21 protein-coding genes and 1 other annotated feature are annotated in these 20,214 nt (G+C 38.4%); of the genes, 7 read left to right on the forward strand and 14 right to left on the reverse strand.

Annotation, left to right across the window (positions count from 1 at the left end; genetic code table 11):
* Window positions 1-3: 3 nt before the first annotated feature.
* Both I1J71_RS06610 and ybeY read right to left on the reverse strand, forming a co-directional pair.
* Entirely contained in the window at window positions 4-399 is a 396-nt protein-coding gene (locus I1J71_RS06610; RefSeq protein ID WP_195184177.1) for a diacylglycerol kinase family protein, read from the reverse strand.
* Window positions 380-877, reverse strand: a complete 498-nt coding sequence (gene ybeY / locus I1J71_RS06615) for an rRNA maturation RNase YbeY (RefSeq protein WP_195184178.1) — start codon at window positions 875-877, stop codon at window positions 380-382. Before ybeY ends, I1J71_RS06610 begins: the two co-directional genes overlap by 20 nt.
* 104 nt (window positions 878-981) lie before the next feature.
* Here ybeY and I1J71_RS06620 point away from each other — a divergent pair, with 104 nt between their 5' ends.
* Together I1J71_RS06620 and I1J71_RS06625 are read left to right on the forward strand one after the other, a co-directional pair.
* On the forward strand, window positions 982-2,634 hold the full coding sequence (locus I1J71_RS06620; protein ID WP_195184179.1) for an Rqc2 family fibronectin-binding protein: 1,653 nt from the start codon (window positions 982-984) through the stop codon (window positions 2,632-2,634).
* Window positions 2,635-2,699: 65 nt separating this feature from the next.
* Entirely contained in the window at window positions 2,700-3,560 is an 861-nt protein-coding gene (locus tag I1J71_RS06625; RefSeq protein ID WP_178895121.1) for a YitT family protein, read from the forward strand.
* Window positions 3,561-3,622: 62 nt separating this feature from the next.
* Here the strand turns inward: I1J71_RS06625 and nox are convergent, their stop codons facing one another.
* Window positions 3,623-5,002 (reverse strand): H2O-forming NADH oxidase, encoded by a 1,380-nt coding sequence (nox, locus tag I1J71_RS06630; RefSeq protein WP_195184180.1) that lies wholly within the window; start codon window positions 5,000-5,002, stop codon window positions 3,623-3,625.
* Window positions 5,003-5,320: 318 nt separating this feature from the next.
* On the opposite strand from nox, the gene I1J71_RS06635 reads away from it, so the two are divergent.
* From I1J71_RS06635 to I1J71_RS06645, 3 genes are read left to right on the forward strand one after another with little or no spacing between them, the layout of a single operon-like run.
* Window positions 5,321-6,244: an FAD:protein FMN transferase gene (locus I1J71_RS06635; protein ID WP_195184189.1), complete on the forward strand. Its 924-nt coding sequence runs from the start codon at window positions 5,321-5,323 to the stop codon at window positions 6,242-6,244.
* A 30-nt stretch (window positions 6,245-6,274) separates the two neighbouring features.
* Window positions 6,275-6,880, forward strand: coding sequence for an NADPH-dependent FMN reductase (locus I1J71_RS06640; protein WP_195184181.1), 606 nt, complete (start codon window positions 6,275-6,277; stop codon window positions 6,878-6,880).
* Between the two features lie 18 nt (window positions 6,881-6,898).
* The gene (locus tag I1J71_RS06645; protein WP_195184182.1) at window positions 6,899-8,134 is read left to right on the forward strand and encodes an NAD(P)H-dependent oxidoreductase; all 1,236 of its coding nucleotides are present in this window, start codon (window positions 6,899-6,901) and stop codon (window positions 8,132-8,134) included.
* Between the two features lie 90 nt (window positions 8,135-8,224).
* Here the strand turns inward: I1J71_RS06645 and I1J71_RS06650 are convergent, their stop codons facing one another.
* From I1J71_RS06650 to rplJ, 5 genes are all read right to left on the reverse strand, one after another.
* Window positions 8,225-8,482 carry a DUF896 family protein gene (locus I1J71_RS06650; RefSeq protein ID WP_195184183.1) on the reverse strand — a complete coding sequence of 86 codons (258 nt, stop codon included), beginning with the start codon at window positions 8,480-8,482 and terminating at the stop codon, window positions 8,225-8,227.
* A gap of 29 nt (window positions 8,483-8,511) precedes the next feature.
* Window positions 8,512-10,548, reverse strand: coding sequence for a glycine--tRNA ligase subunit beta (gene glyS / locus I1J71_RS06655; RefSeq protein WP_195184184.1), 2,037 nt, complete (start codon window positions 10,546-10,548; stop codon window positions 8,512-8,514).
* A gap of 216 nt (window positions 10,549-10,764) precedes the next feature.
* Window positions 10,765-11,682 carry a glycine--tRNA ligase subunit alpha gene (gene glyQ / locus I1J71_RS06660; protein WP_070678117.1) on the reverse strand — a complete coding sequence of 306 codons (918 nt, stop codon included), beginning with the start codon at window positions 11,680-11,682 and terminating at the stop codon, window positions 10,765-10,767.
* 403 nt (window positions 11,683-12,085) lie between these two features.
* Entirely contained in the window at window positions 12,086-12,454 is a 369-nt protein-coding gene (gene rplL, locus I1J71_RS06665; RefSeq protein ID WP_001196962.1) for a 50S ribosomal protein L7/L12, read from the reverse strand.
* A gap of 75 nt (window positions 12,455-12,529) precedes the next feature.
* Window positions 12,530-13,030 (reverse strand): 50S ribosomal protein L10, encoded by a 501-nt coding sequence (gene rplJ, locus I1J71_RS06670; RefSeq protein ID WP_045615818.1) that lies wholly within the window; start codon window positions 13,028-13,030, stop codon window positions 12,530-12,532.
* 38 nt (window positions 13,031-13,068) lie between these two features.
* Window positions 13,069-13,204, reverse strand: a sequence feature (ribosomal protein L10 leader region).
* Window positions 13,205-13,844: 640 nt separating this feature from the next.
* Between rplJ and I1J71_RS06675 the strand changes: the two genes are divergently transcribed.
* Both I1J71_RS06675 and I1J71_RS06680 read left to right on the forward strand, forming a co-directional pair.
* Window positions 13,845-14,372, forward strand: coding sequence for an ECF transporter S component (locus I1J71_RS06675; protein ID WP_195184185.1), 528 nt, complete (start codon window positions 13,845-13,847; stop codon window positions 14,370-14,372).
* 10 nt (window positions 14,373-14,382) lie between these two features.
* A complete protein-coding gene (locus I1J71_RS06680) occupies window positions 14,383-14,898 on the forward strand; it encodes a transcription repressor NadR (RefSeq protein WP_195184186.1) in 516 nt (171 codons plus the stop codon).
* Here the strand turns inward: I1J71_RS06680 and I1J71_RS06685 are convergent.
* From I1J71_RS06685 to uvrB, 6 genes are all read right to left on the reverse strand, one after another.
* The gene (locus I1J71_RS06685; RefSeq protein WP_178895131.1) at window positions 14,895-15,362 is read right to left on the reverse strand and encodes an 8-oxo-dGTP diphosphatase; all 468 of its coding nucleotides are present in this window, start codon (window positions 15,360-15,362) and stop codon (window positions 14,895-14,897) included. The two genes, I1J71_RS06680 and I1J71_RS06685, sit on opposite strands and share 4 nt — an antisense overlap.
* 19 nt (window positions 15,363-15,381) lie before the next feature.
* A complete protein-coding gene (locus I1J71_RS08615) occupies window positions 15,382-15,816 on the reverse strand; it encodes a hypothetical protein (protein WP_229026665.1) in 435 nt (144 codons plus the stop codon).
* A gap of 2 nt (window positions 15,817-15,818) precedes the next feature.
* Window positions 15,819-16,319 (reverse strand): hypothetical protein, encoded by a 501-nt coding sequence (locus tag I1J71_RS08620; protein WP_229026667.1) that lies wholly within the window; start codon window positions 16,317-16,319, stop codon window positions 15,819-15,821.
* A gap of 543 nt (window positions 16,320-16,862) precedes the next feature.
* Window positions 16,863-17,489 carry an NAD(P)H-dependent oxidoreductase gene (locus tag I1J71_RS06695; RefSeq protein WP_178895132.1) on the reverse strand — a complete coding sequence of 209 codons (627 nt, stop codon included), beginning with the start codon at window positions 17,487-17,489 and terminating at the stop codon, window positions 16,863-16,865.
* Between the two features lie 92 nt (window positions 17,490-17,581).
* Window positions 17,582-18,079 carry a GNAT family N-acetyltransferase gene (locus I1J71_RS06700; protein ID WP_195184187.1) on the reverse strand — a complete coding sequence of 166 codons (498 nt, stop codon included), beginning with the start codon at window positions 18,077-18,079 and terminating at the stop codon, window positions 17,582-17,584.
* A gap of 14 nt (window positions 18,080-18,093) precedes the next feature.
* Window positions 18,094-20,082, reverse strand: coding sequence for an excinuclease ABC subunit UvrB (gene uvrB, locus I1J71_RS06705; protein ID WP_195184188.1), 1,989 nt, complete (start codon window positions 20,080-20,082; stop codon window positions 18,094-18,096).
* Between the last annotated feature and the right edge of the window lie 132 nt (window positions 20,083-20,214).

Here is a 20,214-nt window from a genome sequence, read left to right on the forward strand (position 1 = left end):
TGTTTAAAATAGCAAATCCCAAATCCTAGGGATGAAAATAATAAGTCCAGTCACTGCAGCAAATAAAGACACTACAAGAACTGCACCTGCAGCCATGTCTTTAGCCTTCTTTGCAAGCATATCGAAGTGATAATGGCTAGCCAAATCCACTACATTCTCTATAGCAGAATTCAAAATCTCAAAAGCGATTACTAAAAAAATGCTTAATAGGAGAAAGAGCCATTCAATTCTAGAAACTTGAAAAACAATGCCTGCAAGTAGAACTAAGACAGAAGTCACTGCATGCTTTCTCATATTACGCTCTTCTTTTATGGCAGTAAAAATACCTGTCAGGGCAAAATCTAAACTTGAGAGCAAGTCACGATTCTTCCATTTTCGTTTATTGTCTTGTGAGTCCATAGGCTGTTAAAATTTCTTCTTGTAAACCGAACATCTCCGCTTCTTCTTCCGAAGTGTAGTGATCATAACCGTTTATGTGTAAAAAACCGTGCACAGCTAAAAAGCCCATTTCACGTTCGAAACTATGACCGTACTCTTCAGCTTGCTCATGCGCTTTATCAATTGAAATGAATAACTCGCCGATATAAGAATCAAATTCTGACATCATTTCTGCTAAGTCAGGATCTTCTGCCAAATCCTCTTCGTCAAAGGTAATCTCTAACTCGGGCTTGTATTCAAGACTGATGACATCAGTTGGACGATCTGTATCTCGATACTCTAAATTGAGTTCATGACTGCGTTCATTGGTCACAAAAGTGACTGCCATCTCCTTGTCTTCTTTTCCAATCTTTTTAGCAGCAAATTCCAAAATTTCTTGAGTTTGCTTTAAAATTTCTTTAGAAACCTGACCAGTTTCATCTACCATTTCAATATACATGCGTTTCTCGATTCTCTTTACTTGGCTTTATTATACCATATTTCTATGATTTTATTCTAGCTTTTTGATATAATACTATGGAATACATTCATAAGGAGAGAACCATGTCATTTGATGGATTTTTTTTAAACCACATGGTTGAAGAATTGCGAGCTGAACTACTAAATGGTCGCATTCAAAAAATTAATCAACCCTTTGATCAAGAATTGGTCTTACAAATCCGTAGCAATCGCCAAAGTCATCGTCTGCTCCTCTCTGCTCATCCTGTTTTTGGACGCATCCAGTTGACAGAAACGACCTTTGAAAACCCTGCTCAACCTTCTACCTTTATCATGGTTTTAAGGAAATATTTACAGGGTGCTGTTATCGAGTCTATCGAGCAGATTGAAAACGATCGAATCGTTGAAATCACTGTTTCTAATAAGAATGAGATTGGGGACGATATTCAAGCCACCCTCATCATTGAGATTATGGGTAAACATAGTAATATCCTCCTCGTAGATAAGTCTAGCAACAAAGTTCTTGAGGTTATCAAGCACATTGGTTTCTCTCAAAATAGTTACCGTACACTCCTACCTGGTGCAACTTACATAGCCCCACCAAGTACAGAGGCCCTCAATCCTTTTACCATTAAGGATGGAAAACTTTTTGAAATCCTACAAACACAGGAATTGACAGCTAAAAACCTTCAAAGCCTCTTTCAAGGTTTAGGTCGTGATACAGCAATTGAATTAGAGAATTTATTAACTGATGATAGGCTTTCTAAATTTCGTGAGTTTTTTAAGCAAGAAACCAACCCATGCTTAACTGATAAGTCTTTTTCTTGTGTCCCTTTTTCAACTAAAATTGAAGGACATTTTTCAAGCTTATCTCAACTTCTTGATGTTTTTTACAAAGATAAGGCAGAACGTGATCGTGTCAAACAACAGGCTAGCGAACTCATTCGTCGTGTTGAAAATGAACTACAAAAAAATCGTCAAAAGCTTAAGAAGCAAGAAAAAGAACTTCAGGCTACTGAAAACGCTGAGGAATTTCGTCAAAAAGGCGAGTTGCTAACGACTTTCCTTCATCAAGTTCCAAATGACCAAGACCAAGTCGTCTTAGACAATTATTACACCAATCAGCCAATTACAATCGCACTTGATAAGGCTTTAACACCAAATCAAAATGCTCAAAAATACTTCAAACGTTATCAGAAGTTAAAAGAGGCTGTCAAATACCTGACTGATCTAATTGAAGAAACCAAGGCTACTATTCTCTATCTGGAAAGCGTCGAAACAGTCCTCAACCAAGCTGGGCTAGATGAAATTGCTGAAATTCGTGAAGAATTAATTCAAACTGGTTTTATTAGAAGACGCCAACGCGAAAAAATTCAAAAGCGTAAAAAACCAGAGAAATATTTGGCTAGCGATGGGAAAACCATTATTCTCGTTGGACGAAACAATCTTCAAAACGAGGAATTAACCTTTAAGATTGCACGCAAAGAGGAACTTTGGTTCCATGCTAAGGATATCCCAGGAAGCCACGTGGTCATCTCAGGAAACCTGAATCCTTCTGACGAAGTCAAGACGGATGCTGCAGAACTCGCAGCCTACTATTCGAAAGGACGTCTTTCTAATCTCGTTCAAGTGGATATGATTGAGGTTAAAAAGCTTAATAAACCAACTGGTGGAAAACCTGGATTTGTCACCTATACAGGACAAAAGACCTTACGTGTCACACCTGATTCTGAGAAAATTGAATCCATGAAATTGTAATAAAACTTTTGTAGTCAAACTCTCACTACTTTACTTTTGCACAAATAAATATAGGAGGGAGCTCTATGCTTCGGCATATTAAATCAACTGTAACTATTATTTTCGGAGCTGCTATTTTCGCCTTCGGACTTACCTATTTTGTTGTTCCACATCACTTGTTCGAAGGTGGAGCAACAGGGATAACCTTGATTACCTATTACCTCTTTAACATCCCTATTTCGCTGATGAATATCTTGATTAATATCCCTCTCTTCTTACTAGCTTGGAAAATATTTGGACTAAGATCACTATATTCCAGTCTACTTGGAACCATCGCTGTCTCCGTCTGGTTAGCTATCTTTGAGAAGATTCCTCTTCAGTTTAACCTTGAAGGAGATCTCGTTGTGGTTGCTTTAGTAGCTGGTGTCCTCCTAGGTGTTGGACTTGGTGTTATTTTCAATGCGGGTGGAACAACTGGTGGTACTGATATCGTCGCTCGTATCCTTAATAAATACACCAATATCTCTGTTGGAAAATTGCTTTTTGGACTTGATTTTCTGATTCTAATGTTGATTTTAATCATCTTCCAAGACCTACGTCTTGTAACCTATACTCTCTTATTTGACTTCATCGTTTCAAGAGTTATTGACTTAATCGGTGAGGGTGGATATGCTGGAAAAGGATTTATGATTATCACTCAAAAACCGATGGAATTAGCCGATAAAATTAACGAAGAACTCGGTCGTGGTGTTACCTTTATCTCAGGACAAGGCTACTATAGCAAAAAGGACTTAAAGATTATTTACTGTATTGTCGCAAGAAATGAAATTGTCAAGATGAAAGAAATGATTCATACAGTTGATCCGATGGCCTTTATCACTATCACGGAAGCTCACGAAATCCTTGGAGAAGGGTTTACTTTCCCAGCAAGAGACGAGGTTTCTTAACCTAAAAATAAAAAAAGTAACTTCAATTATTGAAGTTACTTTTTTTATTGTCATATTATCAATTATTTTTCAGCTGTAAGAGCAGCCATTGTGATGTAGTTGTATGGTTTGTTGAAGTGTGGCAAGAAGAATAGGTCAGTCAATGCCAACTTGTCGATTGTTACATGTTCTTGGATAGCAAGTGAGAACATGTGGATAGCCATAGAGATTGCAGAATCACGAGATACCATTTGAGCACCAAGGATTTCACGGCTGTCTTTATCAAAGACAATCTTGATAGCTACTTCATGGTTGTCATGTTTCATGAATTCTGGTTTTTGAAGGTCGTTAAATCCAGTTTCAGTAGCATTGTAACCAGCTGCTTTAGCTTTTTCAAGTGTCAAACCAGTTGAAACCATGTGAAGACCATAGATTGAGATACCGTTTGATCCTTGAACACCAATTCCTTCAAGCTCATGTCCACATGCATTGTAAGCACCTACAATACCAGTACGAACAGCGTTTGATGCAAGGGCAATGTAGCTAGTGTCTTTACGAGCGTTGTCATAAACAGTCGCACAGTCACCAACAGCGTATACACCTGGGATTGAAGTTTCTTGTTTCTTGTCTACAAGGAAAGCACCGTTACGGAAGAGTTCGATCTTACCGTCAGCAAGAGCTGTGTTTGGACGGAAACCAACTGCAAGAACAACCATATCCACATCAAATGTTTCTTTATCAGTGATCAAGCGTTCAACTTTTCCTTCGCCCTCGATAGCTTTAACTGTTTGACCAAGTGCCAAACGGATGTTGTGGTCTTCCAAGTTTTTAGCCATCATTTGTGTGAAGTCTTTGTCATAGTATCCGTTCAATACAGTGTCAACGATATCAACAAGGACAACTTCTTTTCCAAGACGTTCAAAAGCTTCTGCAAGCTCAACACCGATATAACCACCACCTACAACAGCGATGCGCTCAAGGTGTTTGCTCTTATCAGCAAGTTTGTTGATAACTTCTTCAGCATTTTGGTACAATTTAACGAATTGTACGTTTTCAAGAGTTGCTTTGAACTCACGGTTACCTTTAACAATTTCAACACCTTCGATTGGTGGCAAGATTGGAGTTGAACCAGTAGCGAAGATCAATTTATCATAAGATTCTTTGTGTTCTTTACCGTCAACTTCTGCAGTAACAACTTTGTTGTCGTAGTCGATTGAAAGAACTGGTGAGTTCATATAAACTTTAGCACCTTTTGCTTCCAATTTTTCTTTGTCAGAGTAGAACAAACCTTCAGGTCCGTCAATTTGTTCACCGATCCAAAGTGCCATTCCGCATCCAAGGAATGAAATGTTTGAGTTTTGGTCAAATACAACGATTTCGTTTTCGTTTCCAAAATTATCCAACATAGTGTTGATACATGCAGTTCCAGCGTGGTTAGCACCCACAACTACGATTTTACTCATAAGATAAATCCTACCTTTATTTTTTTATTTACCTTTCAAGTATACCATTATCTGTGAACGTTTTCAAGACTTTTGACTAGTTTGATGCTATTTAAGAAAGTTTTTGAAAGATATATTAATTTGTTTTCAAAGGGTCCTCATTGATTTGGAGGTGTTTTTAATTTTTTAAGCATATTTCTTGACTTTTTGTAAAAAATGATTTGTGAAAACGCTGACTTTATGATATTCTATTTATATGGAAATAAATTATAAATTTTAAATTTCTTATTCATTCAAGATTTGTAGCTATTTCCGAGTGATATGAAGGGAGTTGATTCTTTGCCTCTTAGTTCATCATCTGAGCGATTAATGGGAACTACGATTACTATTTCCTTAGTACATGAACAAGCCGATAATCTTCTCCGTCAAGCTTTTGATTTGCTAAAGGAACTTGAATTCCGCTTCAATGCTAACAGTACTGAATCTGAATTAATGGAAATTAACTATCAGGCAGGTATTGCCCCAGTTAAAGTCCACCCTGATTTGTTTGAGCTGATTTCATTAGGTCTAGAACACAGTCTAGCTCCTAAAAGTCATCTCAATATTAGTATAGGGCCTTTGGTTCAAACCTGGCGTATCGGTTTTTCCGATGCAAAGGTTGCAAGCCCTGAAGAAATTGCTTCAGTCTTACCACTAATAGACCCTCATTTTATTAAACTCGATTCAGTCAATTCTACAGTTTTCCTAGAAAAAAAGGGAATGAAAATTGACTTAGGGTGTTTAGCAAAGGGGTACAGTGCAGATAAGGTTGCAGCTTTCTTAAAAGAAAACGGCGTCACTTCTGCTCTTATCAATCTTGGAGGAAACATCCTCACAATTGGAAACAACCAATCAAAAGATGGACGTCCGTGGCAAATCGGCATTCAAGATCCAAGTAATCCACGTGGTAATCACCTGATGACCTTATCCATTACTGGAAAATCAGTGGTTACATCTGGGATTTATGAACGGCATCTTGAAATCAATGGCAAGGATTATCACCACATTTTCGATAGTGAAACAGGCTATCCTATTGAAACGGATTTAGCTAGTTTAACCATTATATCTGACCGCTCTGTTGACGGTGAGATATGGACCACACGATTATTTGGCGAACGTAGCGCGTCTATTATGTGGCAAGTCGAAAATATTGATGGTATCGAAGCCATCCTCATTGACAAAGATGGACGCTTAGCTTGTTCATCTGGTATCCAAGATAAATAATTAATAATGCAAAAAGAGAAAGGAAAGCCCATGCTTAAACTTATTGCTATTGTAGGAACTAACTCAAAACGTTCCACAAACCGCCAACTGCTTCAATATATGCAGAAACACTTTGCTGATAAAGCAGAAATCGAATTGGTAGAAATTAAAGATCTACCTGTATTTAACAAACCAGCTGACAAACAAATCCCAGCTGAAGCTACGGAAATCGCTGCTAAAATCGAAGCCGCTGATGGAGTTATTATCGGTACTCCAGAATACGACCACTCAATCCCAGCTGTTCTTATGAGCGCTCTTGCTTGGATTTCATATGGTGTATTCCCGCTTTTGAACAAACCTGTCATGATTACAGGTGCTTCATATGGTACACTCGGTTCATCACGTGCTCAATTGCAACTTCGTCAAATTCTTAATGCTCCTGAAATCAAAGCAAATGTTCTCCCAGATGAATTCTTACTTTCTCACTCTCTTCAAGCATTTGATAAGAACGGTGACTTGGTAGATCTTGATGTCATTAATAAATTGGATGCCATCTTTGATGACTTCCGTATCTTTGTTAAAGTTACTGAAAAATTGCGTAACGCACAAGAGCTTCTTCGTAAAGATGCAGAAGAATTTGACTGGGAAAATTTGTAAGATAGGAGACAAAATAGAATGAAATTTGTTGGACTTGTTGGATCAAACTACGATCAATCATATAACCGCAAACTCTTGGAATTCATCCGCCGTCAGTTTAAAATTAAATTTGAACTAGAAGTTTTGGAAATTGATGAAGTTCCAATGTTTAACCAAGATGAAAAATGGGACGATAGCTTCCAGTTGCGCCTTCTTTACAATAAAATTACTCGTGCTGATGGTGTCATTATTGCAACTCCTGAGCATAACCACACTATTTCAGCTTCACTTAAGTCTGTACTTGAATGGCTTTCATACGAAGTACATCCATTTGAAAACAAACCAGTCATGATTGTGGGTGCTTCATACTATGACCAAGGAACTTCACGTGCTCAAGTTCACCTTCGTAAGATTCTTGATGCACCAGGCGTTAATGCCTACACATTACCTGGTAATGAATTCCTCCTTGGAAAAGCTAAAGAAGCTTTTGATGCGAATGGAGATATTATCAACGAAGGAACTGTTAAATTCCTTGAAACTTGCTTAGATAACTTTGTCAAATACGTAGGAGTCGTTTCTAAATTGAAAAAACCAAAACCAATTGAACCAGAAGACTTGGATTGTGGAAAACCAATCGCTACAACGATTACAGAGGTTGACCCTGATGATCCAGAATGGGTAGAAAAAGTTGCAGAAATTACAGGTGCTGTTTCCGGTGATACATATGTTAAACTTGACCATGGTATCTTGACTGTTAACCAAATTGATATGTTCTTGAAAGCTATGCCTTTTGAATTGACATATGCTGACGATAACAATCAATTCCTCTACTACAACAACGCTCATCAAGATCCAGAAACAATGTTTGCGAAGCGAGTTCCTTCCCAATCAGGCGGTCGTATGTCTACTCTTCATGATTCACTCCCTCCAGCACGTATGAAAAATGTAGAGTGGGTTATCGGAACACTTCGCAATGGCAACCAAGAATACGTACGTACAATTGTTCCTGGTTCACCTGCAGGTGTTATCAATACTCACAACTACCAAGCTATGTACTATCCTGATGGATCATATGCTGGTATCAATGAAATTGTCTTTAACTTCCAACCATGGCTTGATTGGTACTTGAAAGAAACCGGTCAACGTTTGGTAGGAGGTAGCGGCCCATTTGCTCCTGCTGGAGGACATGGTGATGCTGATGCTACTTCTGGTGCATCTGACTCAGCTGACGGAGGCCATGGAGATGCGGATGCTACTTCTGGGGCAAGTAACTAAAATCTAATACTAAAGGAACCTCTCTTGGTTCCTTTTTTTAAAACAAATACTCGGTTAGCATAGGCTAACCGAGTATTTAATTTATTCAACTTATGAATTTGGATCATCAAGACTACGGCCGTGTAAACCTTTTTCGCGTTGTACTTGACGAAGTTTTTCAGGAGTCACATCATTACCATCTTCATCGACGATTTTGATTCCTTCAACGTGGTGACGTACTGAACGACGATAGCCTTCGATATATTCCTCACGAAGTTTGGCTTGTTCTACTTTTTCTTCCGCAGTCAAGCCTTCTGTTTTTTTCTTTTTAGCAAGTTCATTAATACGAGCGATTTTTTCTGGTTTCATATTTGGATCTCCAATCTACTTTTTAATTACTATTTTGTATTAAGAAGGTTAAAAGCAGCCACTGTTTTTGCTTTATTAACAAGTTCAGCTAGAATAGCCAAACGATTATTCTTAACATCAATATCCTCCGCCATAACCATGGTATTATCAAAGAATGCATCAATAATTGGACTAAGAGCAAATAGTTGAGCTAATTTATCGCTAGCCGAACCTTTCAATTCAAGACTTTCTATCGCTTGAGCTAGTTCCTTTTCTTGTTCATTTTCAAAGAGACTGGCATCAACTTTAACGGAACCTTCTGCCTTTTCTGCTAGGTTAAAGGCACGAGATAGAGACTCAACTGATGATTTGTAATCTTCAGTTTTTGCAGCTTCTGAAAGAGCTTCTGCTGCTTCAATCATATCAGAGACAACAAAGTTTGAACTTGCTAGAACAGCCTCTTTAATATCTTTTGCAGTAGAACCCATCATCTTATCAACACGAGCTTTGATGAAGTTCAGTACTTCTTCTTGGTTATCGTAGGTTAAACTATCAAACGATAAGGCATAAAGACTTGCAATCAACTCGTCCATTGGAATATTCCAACCAAATTCTTCTAAGATACGAACAATCCCTTGTGTTGCACGACGGAGGGCATAAGGATCGTTTGAACCAGATGGAATCAAACCAACAGAGAAGAAAGATAAGAGAGTATCTAATTTATCAGCTAGTGCAAGAATAGCTCCAACTTTAGATTCAGGAAGAGCTCCCTCAGCTGAATCTGGAAGATAGTGCTCACGAATAGCTTGCGCCACTGCAGCATTTTCACCTGCAAGAAGCGCGTACTTCTCACCCATGATTCCTTGCAATTCATCAAACTCCCCAACCATACCAGTTAAGAGGTCAAATTTATAAATGGCTGCAGCACGAGCAAGATCAACTACTTCATCGACTGAAAGACCAGCCTTCTCTGCTAGCAGGATAGCAATTTGCCCTGTACGAATCATGTGTTCACGCAGTGAACCAATTTTTTCATGGAAGGTTACGTGTGAAAGTTTAGCAACTAAATCTTCAATCTTCAGCTTTTGATCTTCACGCCAGAAGAATTCACCATCTTCGAGACGAGCAACCAAGACTTTCTCATTTCCTCGAACAACATTTTCCAAGTGTTCAGCATTTCCGTTACGAACTGAAATGAAGTTTGGTCTTAGGTTTCCATCAAGATCACGGACAACAAAGTAGCGTTGATGAGTTTCCATTGAAGTAACCAAAACTTCTTCTGGAACTTCTAAGTACTTAGGATCAAAATTACCAATAAAAGCGGTTGGATATTCGACCAGATTCAAGACTTCATTCAAGAGTCCTTCATCAATCTGTACTTGAACGCCTTGTTCTGCTTCAATTTCCTTGATTTGTTCACGAATCATATTTTCACGTTCAATGCTATCAGCAATGACATAGACTTTGCGTAAGTCTTCTTCGTAACTATCAGCATGACGAATTTCAACTTCATGTCCAAGGAAGCGATGTCCTCGGCTGACTCTGTCTGAATGAATATCTAAAAAATCTAGTTCAAGAGCTTCATCATCCAAAAGCACTGTCAAAGTGTGGACTGGACGGATGTATTCAAAGGTATTGTTTGCCCAACGCATGCTAACAGGGAAACTTAAGCTAGCCAAGACTTCTGGAATTCCATTCAGAACTTCTTCCGCTGGTTTTCCAGCTTCATGCTTAGTTACATAGACGTATTCTTCACCTTTGATTTCACGGAATTCAATGTCATCTACAGTCAAGCCTTTTCCACGGACAAACCCTTGTGCTGCTTTAGAAAAGTTTCCTTCCGGATCCAAAGCAATTTTCTTAGAAGGTCCTTTAAAATCTTCAGTCAAATCTGTTTGTTGGTCTGCTAAACCAAGTACACGAACAGCCAAACGACGTGGAGTTGAAAATGTTTGAATCCCTTCATATGAAAGGCGGTTGTCATCCAAGAAGGCTGCCATTTTTTCACCCAGTTGTTTTTCACTTGGTGTGACAACGTAGGCTGGTAACTCTTCGAGTCCTAGTTCTACTAATAAGTTTTTTGTCATGTTTTTTCCTTTACACAATCAATTAATTTTCTTCAACAAGACCTTTAGTAGTGGGGGATGCAAGCAAACCTTCGGTTTCATTGCTAACTGCCAAGCCTTAAGTCTCATCAGTTCCCCAATCGGATAAGAAACTTCTTATCCGACTTTCACTACAGCGGTCTTGTTTTATTTAGCGACCTACGGTCGACTTTCAGTCATTTATTCCTGTAATTTTGTCTATTCTTCCTCTTCTGCTAGGAGTTTAGCGCGTGTGGCTTCATCTAGCAGTGGGTAACCGAGTTTCTTACGTTCTGCAACGAAAGTTTTAGCTACTACACGGGCCAAGTTACGGATGCGGGCAATGTAACCGGCACGTTCTGTAACGGATACCGCTCCACGAGCATCAAGCAAGTTAAAGGTATGTGAGCATTTCAAAACGTAGTCATAGGCTGGGTGTACAAGACCCAATTCCAAAGCACGTCCAGCTTCTTTTTCAAACTTTTCAAAGTTTTCAAGAAGCATATCTTGGTCAGAAACTTCAAAGCTGTATTTTGAATGCTCATATTCTGGTTGAAGGAAAATTTCTCCATATTTAACACCTGGAGCCCACTCAATATCGTAAACTGAGTCTACTTCTTGGATATAAGAAGCTAAGCGTTCCAAACCGTAAGTGACCTCAGCAGTAACAGGACCTGTTGCTAAACCACCGACTTGTTGGAAGTAAGTGAACTGAGTGATTTCCATACCATCAAGCCACACTTCCCATCCAAGACCAGCTGAACCAGTTGATGGGTTTTCCCAGTTGTCTTCAACGAAACGAATATCGTGTTCCAATGGGTTGATACCCAATTTTTCCAATGACTCAAGGTAGAGCTCTTGGATATTTGATGGAGATGGCTTCATAACCACTTGGAATTGGTGGTGTTGGTAGAGACGATTTGGGTTTTCTCCGTAACGACCATCAGCTGGACGACGAGATGGCTCTACATAAGCCGCATTCCATGGTTCAGGCCCAATGGCACGAAGGAAAGTATAAGGACTCATGGTCCCCGCACCTTTTTCGTTATCATAAGCCTGCATAAGCATACAACCCTGATCATTCCAGTATTGTTGCAAAGTCAAAATTATTTCTTGAAAGGTTAGTTTATTGGACATATTTTACTCCTTTATATTTTTTATGCGCTCAACTCAGTAAACAAAAAAACCGTGTCTTTGCTCCTAAGTCAAGTGACCTAGGGGCGTCAAAAACGCGGTTCCACCCTAATTTATTACTTCATTATCTTTATTAAAATACCAAAAGCGCCACACTTATCTCTCAATCACCTGACTCTCACTATCTCAGGCTCGCTTAGAATTTACCGATAAGATATTCTTTCTTGACGTCTATTATAACAAAAAGGAATGAAAAAGTAAAATTATTTTATCACTAGTCCTATATATTTCTTAGCCAAATTAATTTAACTGCCCCTTTTTTGCCCTTTTTGAACAAAAAGAAAAACCGCTACTCCTAAGAATAGCGGTTTAATCATGTTTTTAAGCTACAAATGTAGTCGCTCTATTATTTAAGAGTAACTGAAGCTCCAGCTTCTTCCAATTTAGCTTTGATTTCTTCAGCTTCTGCAGTTGGAACGCCTTCTTTGATGACACCTGGTGCACCATCAACAAGTTCTTTAGCTTCTTTAAGTCCAAGACCAGTGATTTCACGTACAGCTTTGATAACGCCAACTTTTTTGTCACCAGCAGCTGTCAATTCAACGTCAAATGAGTCTTTAGCAGCACCAGCGTCAGCAGCACCAGCTGCAGCAACAGCTACAGGAGCAGCTGCAGTTACACCAAATTCTTCTTCGATAGCTTTTACAAGGTCGTTCAATTCAAGGATTGAAGCTTCTTTAATTTCAGCAATAATGTTTTCAATGTTCAATGCCATTGTTATTTCCTCCAAATAAGTTTAAATTTAATTTTGTTATTTTTTTGTAGCTAGGCTACGCTGCGTAGCTTATAATTAAGCTGCGTCTTCTTTGTTGTCTGCAACCGCTTTGACTGCAAGAGCAACGTTGCGCACTGGCGCTTGAAGTACAGAAAGGAGCATAGAAAGAAGTCCTTCGCGGTTTGGAAGAGTTGCAAGAGCAAGAATCTCTTCTTTTGATGCGACAGCGCCTTCGATTGCACCACCTTTGATTTCAAGTGCTTCAGCGTTTTTAGCAAAGTCGTTCAAGATTTTCGCTGGTGCGATAACATCTTCGTTAGAAAATGCTACTGCAGATGGTCCAACAAAAACAGATGCAAGATCTTCAAGTCCAGCTTGTTCAGCCGCACGACGTAAGATTGAGTTTTTAATAACTTTATACTCAACTTCGCTTCCACGAAGCTCACGACGAAGAACTGTATCTTGTTCAACTGTCAAACCACGAGCGTCTACAACGACGATTGATGCAGCAGCTTTCATTTTCTCAGCTACTACGTCAACTAGTTCCGCTTTCTTAGCAATAATTGCTTCACTCATTAGTGTGTTCACCTCCGTAATTATTTTGCTTGGGGAATTTTTCCAAAAGAAAAACGCGCCCAAACCTAGACACGAAAGTACAATACGCTTCTTTTTACATGATACGTTTTGTCCTCGGTAGGATATTTATGAGTCTTGCTCCCCTACTGTCTTAGGCAGTTTTTTCAAACCGTTTATAAGTATATCACAAGAATTCTATCAAAGCAAGTATTTTTTAAAAAAAATTGAGTTTTTTCTCAATTCTACTGCCACTTAGAGAAGAATATTTAAATATTTTCTCAGTAAATGGAAAAGATTGGTACCAAGGTATTATAGATTAAGAGCGCATGAAAGACTAACATTAACACATGTAATATAAATGGAGTATTTTCCGTTATTTGGATATCCTGATTAGATTTTTGACTGTCTAAGAAAAAAGTTAATGACAAGAAAAGTAGGATTATGCCATAAATAATGCTAATGTGATAAAGAATGAGCCCTATGATACTGAAATAGAGGAAACCGAATATGGGTATCGAGAAAACAATCAGAGCTAAGGAACCAAATGCGATTCTTATTATCGAAATCATTAAGAAACTATAGGCTGAAAATGTGGTAAATTTTGATACTTTGAATTCTGTTTTTTTCTGCTTAGATATATAATGAATGATAAAAATCGGATAGAGAATATCTATCATCTTGACTCTCTCCTCTTTCTAAGATACTTTACTCTAATTTATTTTACCTATTTTTCCAACAAAATTCAATTTCTCTCTTGACGGATAATATTATTTAGTGTACTATACAACTGTATATACACAAAAAAGGAGTTATTATGAATATACAAAAGAAAACCCAATTCATGACTTTAACCGCATTGCTAACCGCTATCGCTATTTTTATTCCCTTGGTGATGCCCTTCAAGATTGTTATTCCACCCGCTTCTTACACTCTAGGAAGCCACGTTGCAATCTTTATCGCTATGTTCCTTTCTCCTTGGATGGCAATCTTTGTCATTATAGCTTCTAGCCTGGGATTCCTCATGGCTGGTTATCCAATTGTCATTGTACTTCGAGCTTTCTCCCATATCTTTTTCGGCACCTTGGGCGCTTTCTATCTGCAAAAACATCCTCAAACCTTAGATAATCCAAAATCTTCTTTGATTTTTAACTTTGTACTTGGTTTAGTACACGCTATTGCCGAAGTCTTTGCTTGTATTATCTTCTATGCTAGTACAGGAACAGACCTAAAAAATATGTTCTATGTTCTTTTTGTATTGGTTGGTTTTGGAACTATTGTTCATAGTATGATAGACTATTACTTAGCATTAGCTGTTTATAAAGCACTAAAAAAACGCCATTAAGAAAGAGACTATGACAAAAAATAGAAAAGAAATCCTTTTACAACTCTTAAAAGAAGCTCAAAAACCTCTAAACGGACAAAGCTTAGCAGAACATTTTCATGTCACTCGCCAGATTATTGTTCAGGATATAGCTGTGCTTCGTGCAGATGGTGCTCCTATCCTATCAACCAATCGTGGCTATATCTATAAAGAAAACAAAGCCAATTCTTTTGTTCATAAACTCTTTAAGGTCAAACATAAAGAGGAAGATATGGAACAAGAATTACTTGCTATCGTTGATAACGGAGGACGGGTTCAAAATATCCTTATTGACCATCCTGTCTACGGGGAAATCGAAACCCTCCTCAAACTAAGTTGTAGACGCGATGTGGAGCACTTTTTAAACCAGGTTAAGACGTCTGATTTTCGCCCCCTATCTGAATTAACAGATGGCGTCCATTATCACCTAGTCGAAGCTGAAAACGAACAAGACCTCCTCTATATCGAGAAGGCCTTGGACCAGCTTGGTTATTTAGTAAAAGATTAGAAGGTTCTCTTTTCCCACCCATCCTCTGTACGGTGACGGTAGAAAAATTCAGACTTGTCTGGAGCTTCCATCATCTCCATCAAAGGTAACATATCATAGGCCAGATCCAAATTTGGAATCTGGTCTTTTTCTATCCAGGACACTTCTCCTTCTTCAGATGATTGTAGAGTACCAGTAAACTCAGTCGCCTTATAACAAAAGACAATATAACGCTCACCTGTATCTAACGGCCAATTTTTAATGCCGACAAGTTGAGGATTTTGAATCGTCAGACCTGTTTCCTCGTATATTTCACGAATAACTGACTCTGTAAAAGCCTCTCCGTCTTCGACATGGCCTCCTGGAAAGGCATAGCCAGACCAATGGTTGCTTTCGGGTGATCGATACTGCATAACAACGCGCTTCTTTTCAAGATCTTCAATCAGACAAATATTTGTTAAAATCGTTAATTGTGCTCGTGACATAGGATTCACTTTCTAATCTTTAATTTTCTATCATGTACTTAACTTTAGATTTCATAATCAAAGGATTAATCCAGTCATGATATTCATGAATTTCATGGAGTAAGAATCCTCTGTTGATTCTGATTTCATTTTTTTCCCTAATCACATAGTAGTCTAAATTGATAGGCATAGATGAATCTGGAACCGTGGATAAAATGAAAAAGATCATAAACCAGATTAAAAGAGCGAAAAAGCCACTGAGAGCCTGAAAAATCAGATGATGCCATTGAAAGATTCTAGTTTTATAGAAGATAGTCCATGGATGAATAAATAAAGTAAGGCAAAGACTAAATAACCAGATGTTCCACACAATAGGTGTAAAAGCAAAACCGAACAAGCCTAAGATAAAATGAATCAGGACAAATACAAGAAACATAAGGTAAAGAATCCTAAATATAGTTAGATGTTTTAGCATGATTAACTCCTTTTCTTTTTAATATATTTGGAAATTAAAATGATCAAAGTAGCCACTAAGAAGAAGGTTATATAAGTAAGAATTGGAAACCAGATGTAGCGGTGATCTAGAGATAAGAGAGAAGGTAAAATCCCTTTACTATTTTTCCCACCAATCCCAATAAAGAGATGAACTATTAAACCGATACTATTAAGATAGATAAATAAATCTGCATATCTTTTTATCGTCATTCTTGTCCTAGTCAAGTCTAGGAACCAATAGTCAAATAATCGATAGACCAGACAAAAAAGATTTATATATATTGGAAAACTATAGTTGATATCTCTGTATGGCGAAGGAATAGGAAGACTTTCAAAAATTAGATTCAAACTTAGTCCTATTGCTAGGATAAGACCGAGGATCAAGAAGAATCCTAAAAATTTATGAGAATCTAGCCAGAGCTGAAAACTTTCTCTCCTTGATAAATTCTTTTTTGTATTTGAATATCTTTTATTCTTTTTCATTTGAGTGGATTTTCCTTATTTTCTTATTTTCTTTTTTTCTTTTCAATATGCTTGGAAATTAAAATAATCAAAGCAGGCACTAAGAAGAAGGTTATATAAGTAACGATTGGAAACCAGATGTAACGGTGATCTAAGGTTAGCAAGGGAGGAATAGACTTTCTATTTCGACCCATTATTCCGAAAAATGAGTGAAACAACAAACCTACTCCATTTAGGTACAAGAATGGATTTGTAAAATCTTGGAGTCTAGTCATTCCATCGAAATTATCTCTAAAAATACCCTGATAAAGTATATTCACTAAGAATACTAGATTCATAAAAAGTGGAAAGACATAATTAAAGTTTTGATAGGGTTTTGGAAGAAGAGTTGTCCCAAGCAACAAATAGATTATCCCAAAAGCTGATAAGAAAAATATACTACTATCTAATAGAAAAGCTATTTTTGAATGCTGTAGCAACCACAATTTTACTTTATCCAGCCAGCTTATTTTTTGATTTGGCTTATAGTGTTTTTTGATGTTTTCTCTATTTTATTATCTTGTTTTATGATAGTTTCTTCACTTCTGCTGCGACCTTTTTGAGATGCTTTTCCCGCATACTAGCGGTATTCACATCCCGTCCAACTTCACCTAGTACGCACACGCGCTTAGTTTTAATTCCACAGTGATTCAAGACCGCATTTTTCAAAACAGAGATGCCATAGCTATCTGGAATGTTGATAGGACCCGAAAAGATTTTGTACCACCAAGTGGGTGCCATGGAGGTTGCGTAAATACTGGCTGTTTTCCCTTTTAATAACTTTTTAAACTGCTTGCCTCTAAGGTAATTCCAGATAAAACTCCCCTGATCATTAGCAGAGTAAGCAATCCCTGGAGTAAAGACCCGGTCAATCCAGCCCTTCATAAGGCTCGGCATACTACTCCACCAGATGGGATAAACAAATATGAAATGATCTGCCCACTGTATTAATTCTTGGGAACGAAGGATAAAAGAATCTTCTTCCATACGTTTTCGATAGCCATAACGTAAAACAGGATCAAAGTTCTCTTCATTAAGGTTGATGACTTCAACTTCATGGTGCTTTGAATCAATATTTTCTACAATGGTTTGAAAAATAGCCTGACAGTAACTTTCCTTATCAGGGTGTCCATTGATGACTAGAATTTTCATTCGTCTTCTCCTTCATTTCTTTGGTTCATTCTATCTCTTTTATTTTTTACTAGATTAATTAATAATGGTTCAAAGATGGATAGATACGTCCCTTAGGAATTTTTATTTGAAGAACACACCATCCGCAATTCCTTAACAGGTTTTCCAAGTTCAAGTATTTTTTCTGGGCCATCAACAGTAAAACCCATTTTTTGATAGAAAGCAATGGCTCGCTTATTATCTTTCAATACCCATAAATAAATTTCAGAAAAATGATCGAGAGCAACAAATGCAGCATGCATTAACTGTTCACTCACACCTTTTCCATAGTAATCTTTTAAAACATATAAGGCTATGATTTCACCAGCTTGAATGGCCTTATCACGAAAATTTCCATAGCTGATAAATCCAACGACCTGCTTTCCATCCATCGCAATCAAGGTATTATCTGGATACTTTTGACTAAAGAATCGACATCTTTCTAATGTCATCGTCTCCTGAAATTCCGCGGGTAAAAGGTCATCATAAGCCTCTCTCCACGTCTGCCAATGAACGAGGGACTTCCCTTCTATCTCTCCAGGAGTTTCCATTGTTTTAATGATAATTTTCATTCGCTTTACCCTACCTAATCCAAGGCCTTGACTTCCAACATCATATCGCGGATCTGTGCTGCGAGTTCAAAGTCAAGCACTTCGACGGCTTCTTGCATTTGTTTTTCCAGTTTCTTAACAAGTTCCTTGCGTTCTTGTTTGTTAAGGCTATTGATATCGGCTTCCTTGTCATCTTCCTTAGCAATTACCTTGGTTACAGTGATCAGGTCACGGATTTCTTTCTTAATCGTTTGTGGAATAATACCGTGTTCTTCATTATAAGCCATCTGGATTTTACGACGGCGAGCCGTTTCATCGATGGCTTTTTGCATAGACTGAGTCATAGTATCAGCATACATGATGACATGCCCCTCACTATTACGGGCAGCACGACCGATGGTCTGAATGAGTCCACGCTCATTACGAAGGAAACCTTCCTTGTCGGCATCGAGAATTGCAACTAGACTTACCTCTGGAACGTCAATCCCTTCACGAAGGAGGTTAATCCCTACCAAGACATCAAAGACTCCTAAACGCAGGTCACGGATAATCTCTGTTCGCTCCAGAGTCTTGATATCTGAGTGCATGTATTTGACCTTGATTCCCATTTCTTTGAAGTAATCGGTTAAGTCTTCAGCCATTTTCTTGGTCAAGGTTGTAATAAAGGTCCGTTCGTTCTTTTCAACACGGGCATTGATTTCACCCAAAAGATCATCAATTTGTCCCATAGTTGGGCGCACTTCCACTTCTGGATCCAAAAGACCAGTCGGACGAATGATTTGTTCAATAACAGTATCAGTCTGCTCGTGTTCATAATCACCAGGTGTCGCTGAAACATAGACGATCTGGTGAACATGGCTTTCAAACTCTTCACGACGAAGGGGACGATTATCCAAGGCAGATGGCAAACGGAAACCATAATTCACCAACATTTCCTTACGCGAACGGTCTCCATTATACATGCCCTTGATTTGCCCCATGGTCATGTGGCTCTCATCAATCATAATCAGGAAATCATCTGGGAAGAAGTCCAGAAGAGTATAAGGAGGCTCTCCTTCGCTCCGTCCATCCATGTGGCGTGAATAGTTTTCAACGCCGTTTGTATAGCCCATCTCACGAAGCATCTCGATATCATACTCTGTACGCTGTTTCAAGCGTTGAGCTTCTAGCAGTTTACCTTCCTTCTCAAAGATAGCTAACTGCTCCTCCAACTCAGCCTCAATCTTAGCAATAGCTACTTCCATGTGGTCATCATTGGTCACAAAGTGAGTCGCTGGAAAAATCGCCAAATGATCCACTTCGCCCAGAACTTGACCAGTTAGAGCTTCGACTTCACGGATACGGTCAATTTCGTCCCCGAAGAACTCAATACGAAAGGCATGCTCATCACGAGAGGCTGGGAAAATTTCCACCACATCCCCACGGACACGGAATCTTCCACGCTGAAAATCAATGTCATTGCGTTCAAACTGAATGTCAACCAAATCATTGAGCAGTTTATCGCGAGAAATCTCAAGACCCGGACGCAGACTTACCACACTATCAGCGTATTCTTTAGGGGAACCCAATCCATAGATACAAGAAACAGATGCAACAATGATAACATCATTACGCTCCAAGAGTGCTGATGTTGCTGAGTGACGAAGTTTATCAATCTCATCATTAACAGAGCTGTCCTTCTCAATGTAGGTATCGCTAGACGGAACATAGGCTTCTGGCTGGTAATAATCATAGTAAGATACGAAGTACTCAACAGCATTTTCAGGGAAAAATTCCTTAAACTCACCATATAGTTGCCCTGCAAGAGTTTTATTGTGGGCAATGACCAGAGTTGGTTTATTGACTTGGGCAATGACCTGGCTCATGGTATAGGTCTTCCCCGTACCAGTCGCTCCCATCAGAATTTGGGCCTTTTCTCCACCCTCAATGTTATCCACTAACTGCTCGATGGCCTGCGGTTGATCCCCAGACGGTTGGTATTTGGATACCAGTTTAAATTTGTTGTCTGTAATTCGATTTATCATAATAGCCTCATACACATTTTCTATCCTTCTATTTTACCATAAAAAGGAAAGAGTTTCTGTTTCTCAACAGAGCACCTCACTTTTTTCTATGTTATATCTTCTGACATAAAAATATAAAATATTTGCCGGATT

It is taken from the genome of Streptococcus infantis (assembly GCF_015546995.1).
GTDB classification, from domain to species: domain Bacteria; phylum Bacillota; class Bacilli; order Lactobacillales; family Streptococcaceae; genus Streptococcus; species Streptococcus infantis_J.